At 47.5% G+C, this 4588-nt stretch carries 5 protein-coding genes, 1 tRNA gene and 1 pseudogene; 4 read left to right on the top strand and 3 right to left on the bottom strand.

Features of this window, described 5'->3' with window-relative positions; genetic code table 11:
* Window positions 1-99: 99 nt before the first annotated feature.
* Together CRG49_RS12300 and CRG49_RS12295 are read left to right on the top strand one after the other, a co-directional pair.
* Window positions 100-222 (top strand): annotated as a pseudogene (locus CRG49_RS12300) (outer membrane protein assembly factor BamE); the annotation flags it as partial.
* 121 nt (window positions 223-343) lie between these two features.
* Window positions 344-419 (top strand) — tRNA-Lys (locus CRG49_RS12295).
* A gap of 264 nt (window positions 420-683) precedes the next feature.
* On the opposite strand, the gene apbC is transcribed toward CRG49_RS12295, so the two are convergent.
* Window positions 684-1763, bottom strand: a complete 1080-nt coding sequence (gene apbC / locus CRG49_RS12290) for an iron-sulfur cluster carrier protein ApbC (protein WP_095503740.1) — start codon at window positions 1761-1763, stop codon at window positions 684-686.
* 398 nt (window positions 1764-2161) lie between these two features.
* Here apbC and CRG49_RS12285 point away from each other — a divergent pair, with 398 nt between their 5' ends.
* Entirely contained in the window at window positions 2162-2320 is a 159-nt protein-coding gene (locus CRG49_RS12285; RefSeq protein WP_095503741.1) for a DUF1328 domain-containing protein, read from the top strand.
* A gap of 124 nt (window positions 2321-2444) precedes the next feature.
* Here CRG49_RS12285 and hpf read toward each other — a convergent pair whose 3' ends face one another.
* Both hpf and rpoN read right to left on the bottom strand, forming a co-directional pair.
* Window positions 2445-2774, bottom strand: a complete 330-nt coding sequence (hpf, locus tag CRG49_RS12280) for a ribosome hibernation-promoting factor, HPF/YfiA family (protein WP_095503742.1) — start codon at window positions 2772-2774, stop codon at window positions 2445-2447.
* Between the two features lie 57 nt (window positions 2775-2831).
* Complete coding sequence (gene rpoN / locus CRG49_RS12275; protein WP_095503743.1) at window positions 2832-4193, bottom strand: RNA polymerase factor sigma-54; 1362 nt, start codon at window positions 4191-4193, stop codon at window positions 2832-2834.
* A gap of 224 nt (window positions 4194-4417) precedes the next feature.
* Here rpoN and CRG49_RS14120 point away from each other — a divergent pair.
* Window positions 4418-4588 (top strand): helix-turn-helix domain-containing protein (locus tag CRG49_RS14120; protein WP_157807888.1); only part of this gene is annotated, 171 nt, incomplete at its 3' end.

Genomic DNA, 4588 nt, shown 5'->3' with positions numbered 1-4588 from the left:
AAACTTTTGCTCTGAAATTTTGCTGAACTTTTGATACTTATTTTTTAGTTTCATATTAGGAGCTTATCAGGTTTTTTGATGATTTTGCTTCCTAAGCCCCAAGACAAAAATGCACAATCATTCTTCTGGAATCCTGAAGGTTGTGGTCCTAAAGAAAAAGAGCCTGTACGCGAAGTGATTATCCGCGAAGTGGTGCAAACACCTGCCCGTATCCGTCAATAATCGGATAAGCAATCAAGGCCGTCTGAAGATTCAGACGGCCTTTTTGATGACGGATAATGTAAGAAAATGGTCACAAAGGCTTGACAGGCATAAATCCCACTACTATAATACACAGCTTATCGGGTCGTTAGCTCAGTCGGTAGAGCAGCGGACTTTTAATCCGTTGGTCGAAGGTTCGAATCCTTCACGACCCACCAGATAAATCAAAAAAGCCATCGTTTTCGATGGCTTTTTTGATTTATGTGCAAGTTAAAAGCGTGGGCTGGGACTGTTGCTAAACGCCTTTAAAAGCCAGTGCACATAAAAACTGCCGTCATTTCCACCTGTGTGGGAATGACGGCAGTTTTGGTTGTTATTAATGGTTCATCAGGTTTTGTAAAGGTCTCTGCTTTTTAAAATCTAATCCATCAAAAAAGCCGTCTGAAAACTGTTCAGACGGCTTTTGTTTAATTTGACTGGCTTTATTCCACCACAATTTTCGGGAAGCGGCTGCTGAAGTCTTTGCCTTTATCGGCAATAGACAAAGCCAGTTGGAACGCTGCGTCGGTGTAGATTTTTTCCACTTCGCCGTGGTTTTCCAATAGCGCGGCGGCTTGGCCGTTATCCATTGCTTCGCGCACCGGCAGGCTGAGCGGCAGTTGGCCGAGCAATGGTACATTCAGACGGCCTGCTAAGTCTTTGCCGCCTTCAGTGCCGAAAATGGCTTCGCTGTGGCCGCAGTTGGAGCAGATGTGTACCGACATATTTTCCAATACGCCAAAGATAGGGATGTTTACTTTCTTGAACATATCCACTGCTTTGCGCGCGTCAATCAGGGCGATATCTTGCGGCGTGGTCACAACCACAGCGCCGGTTACCGGAATTTTTTGCGACAGGGTTAATTGAATGTCGCCGGTGCCCGGTGGCAAGTCGATAAACAGGTAATCCACATCGTCCCATTCGCTTTGGAACAATAATTGCTGCAAGGCTTGGCTCAACAATGGGCCGCGCCAAATCACGGCTTGGTCGGTGTCCATCAGAAAACCGATCGACATCACTTGAATGCCGCTTTCGGTGGTAATCGGCACCAGTTTTTCGTTTTTGGTATCCGGTTTGCCGGCCGATACGCCCAGCATGGTCGGTTGGCTCGGACCGTATAAATCGGCATCCAATACGCCAACACGCGCGCCCATGCGTGCCATGGCGGTGGCCAAGTTGGCGGTGGTGGTGGATTTGCCCACGCCGCCTTTGCCGGAGCCGACAGCGATGATGTTTTTTACGCCCTTGATGGTGGCCACACCCGGTTGCACTTTGTGTGTGCCGACCAGGGTGTCGATGCTCAAATGAATGCCGGTATCGCCGGTGAAGCCGATGATGGCTTCCTGAATGCGGTTGGCCAATTCATTGCCGATGTGCAAAACGGGATAGCCGAATTGCAAGGTAATGTGCAGGCCGTCTGAATCATGGTTGACGCTTTTGATGGCATTTTCACTGCCAAGCGTGCGTTGTGTGTGTGGAATGGCAACTGCTTGCAGGGCAGTCTGAATCTCTTGGATATTCATAAATCTCTCGGTATGAATGGAATGTGGTGGGGGTTACAATTGGGCTGATTACGCTAAATTCAAGCGCTTCATCGACCTGTAATGGCTATCGCGTATTTTAACAGAGCAGATTTATTTGTGCTGGGCATCGAGATTCTTTCAGACGGCTTTTAACCTATATTTATGCGGCAAGAAGTCGGATGGTAAGAAAAGTTAAGATGACATTTGGGCTTATTTTCTCAATATTACATTAATGAATTGAAATGTAGTCTTGTGTAATATGCTTTGTAAAGCTATGAAATATAGGCTTTGGTGGTTGGATTATCGAAAACGATTGTGCTATTGTAGAGCCATGCATTCAGTTGACCCGAATCGGAATGCGACACTAATTCAATATAAACAAAGCAGAGGAGACTCCTATGTTACATTATGCAATCGTATTTTTCGTGATTTCGATTATTGCTGCGGTATTGGGCTTCGGTGGTATTGCTGGTAGCGCCGCGGGCATTGCAAAAATCTTATTTGTCGGTTTCTTGATTTTGGCGGTATTGTCGCTGATTTTCGGCCGCAAACGCTAAGATAAAATGATAAAAAAACCATTCTGTTGAATGGTTTTTTTATTTGCATTGGGGGAATGAAAGAATGTATCCAATCATCAAAAATGCCGTCTGAACAGTTTCAGACGGCATTTTTTATCAGGGTTTATTCTTGTTCGTCGCCAACCACATCGGCAGGGCGTGGGGCGCGGGCATCGTTGCTTTTCTCTTTATGCTTCAATACTGCGCGATCCAATTTATCCATCAGCACATCAATCGCGGCATACATGTCTTGTTCTACCGCTTCAACGTGCAAATCTTTGCCGGCCAAGTGCAAATCGGCTTCGGCTTTTTGATTCACTTTTTCAACCGAGAGGGTAATGGCCACAGAAATCACATTGGCGGCATGGCGGTTGATGCGTTTCAATTTTTCAGACACATAGTTTTTAATCGCTTCGGTAACATCAAAATTCAGACCGGTAATTTTCAGGTTCATAATACAACTCCTTCGGTGAGTAAATCCGCCAACGTGACGGACATAAAAATCTTGTGTTCAGCCGATAAGCTTGCGCTTGTGCGCAGGTGGAATATCGAGCGACTCCCTGTATTTGGCGACGGTGCGGCGGGCGAGTTCAACGCCTTGTTGTTTTAAGAGCTGCACCAAGGCTTCATCGGAATGCGGCTTGTGCGCGTTTTCGCTGTCGATCAATTGTTTGAGCATGGCTTTTACCGCGCCTTGGCTCACGCCTTCATTGTTGCTGTCGGTGCTGACTGCCTGTGTGAAGAAATAGCGTAACGCAAATAAACCGCGTGGGCAAGCTAAATATTTTTGGTTGGCGGCTCTTGAAATGGTGGATTCGGCCAGCTCCAATTCGGCGGCGGCATCTTTGAGCAGCATGGGCACGAGGCCGATTTCGCCGAAGATGAAAAAATCTTCTTGTCGCTCAACGATGTATTCTGCCAAGCGGATAACCGTGCTTTTGCGCAATTCCAAGCTGTCGATTTTTTGGCGTGCTTCGTTCAGCTTTTCTTTCCATTCAGGTGAGGCACTTTCGATTTCTTGTAGTAGCTCAGTATATTCGCGGTTGATTTGAATTTTTGGCCAAGCGGCTTCGTTGAGGCTGATTTTCCAGCCGTCTGCCGTTTCTTTAACCCACACATCGGGCTGGATGTAGGCAGTCGGTTCGGCAGAGGCAAAACCGTAAGCCGGATAAGGGTTGAGTGAAGCAATCAAATCCAAGGCCGTCTGAATGGTTCGCGGCGTGGATTCGGGATACATTTTTTGGAAACGCTGGATATTTTGCTGACGGTTTTTGCCCAGTTCGTCAAATGAGCTTTGTATCAGGTGGCCGGCTAGTTGGCGCTCGGGCGAGGCAGGCAGGCGCATGAGTTGCAACAGCAGGGATTCGGTAATGTCGGTGGCGGCCACGCCGGGTGGATCGAAAGTTTGCAGGATGTCGAGCGCGTTTTGCAAATCGTCTTCATCCAGCATCCATTCCAGCGGGGTGTGGTCGATCACTTCCGACAGGCTGTCGGTGAAGTAGCCTTGTTCGTCGAGAAAATCAATCAGAATGTGGACATGCGCGGCTTCGGTTTTGGAAAGTGGGTGTTCGCATACTTGCGCGTGCAGATAAGCGTTGAAATCTTCTTCTTCGGCAACATTGAGCCAAGCATCTTCGGCATCGTCGCCGCCGATTTGGTTGCTGCGTGGTAGGGCGGCAGAAATACTGCTGTTGAACTCGGCTTCGCTAAATTCATCGGATTCGGGGCGTTCGAGCAAGGGATTTTCCTGCAGCCAGTCTTCTATTTCGCGCTCAATGTCTTGATTCGACATCTGCAACACGCGCAAGGCTTGTTGCAGCCTTTGATTGAGCTGCTGGGTTTGCTTGAGTTTTAAGCCGAAATTGGGATTCATAGGATAAGTAAGTTACGTTTTGTTTTATTGTTTTGGCAGTCAGGCTTTATCCACCGTGTGTGCGCGGTGGAACAGAAAAGGCCGTCTGAAATAAGTTACCACAAAATGAGCGTGGTTACTATTTTTCAGACGGCCTTACATTCGCCTAACAAGTGCAATTTCCAATAACAGAAAAGGCCAGTATGCGGTAGTATACTGCCTTTCCTGACAAGAAAGATTGCAATATGGCCTACACACAACTGACCTCACACCAAAGATACTACATTTCCAGACATTACCGCAACCTACCCCTAAACCAAATCGCACAGAACATCGGTTGTCATCCCGCCACCGTCAGTCGGGAAATCAGACGGCATTCCGTCAACGGAACCTACTGTTACCGAAAAGCACAACAG

Source organism: Neisseria sp. N95_16 (genome assembly GCF_002551535.2).
Lineage (GTDB): Bacteria > Pseudomonadota > Gammaproteobacteria > Burkholderiales > Neisseriaceae > Neisseria > Neisseria brasiliensis.
Note: the sequence above shows the minus strand (reverse complement) of the source record. Positions and strands in the feature narration are given on the sequence as shown.

Excerpts from the sequence above, each read along its gene's own strand:
- CRG49_RS12285 (WP_095503741.1), top strand. The coding sequence starts at position 2,162 with ATGTTACATTATGCAATCGTATTTTTCGTGATTTCGATTATTGCTGCG.
- rpoN (WP_095503743.1), bottom strand. The coding sequence starts at position 4,193 with ATGAATCCCAATTTCGGCTTAAAACTCAAGCAAACCCAGCAGCTCAAT.
- hpf (WP_095503742.1), bottom strand. The coding sequence starts at position 2,774 with ATGAACCTGAAAATTACCGGTCTGAATTTTGATGTTACCGAAGCGATT.
- apbC (WP_095503740.1), bottom strand. The coding sequence starts at position 1,763 with ATGAATATCCAAGAGATTCAGACTGCCCTGCAAGCAGTTGCCATTCCA.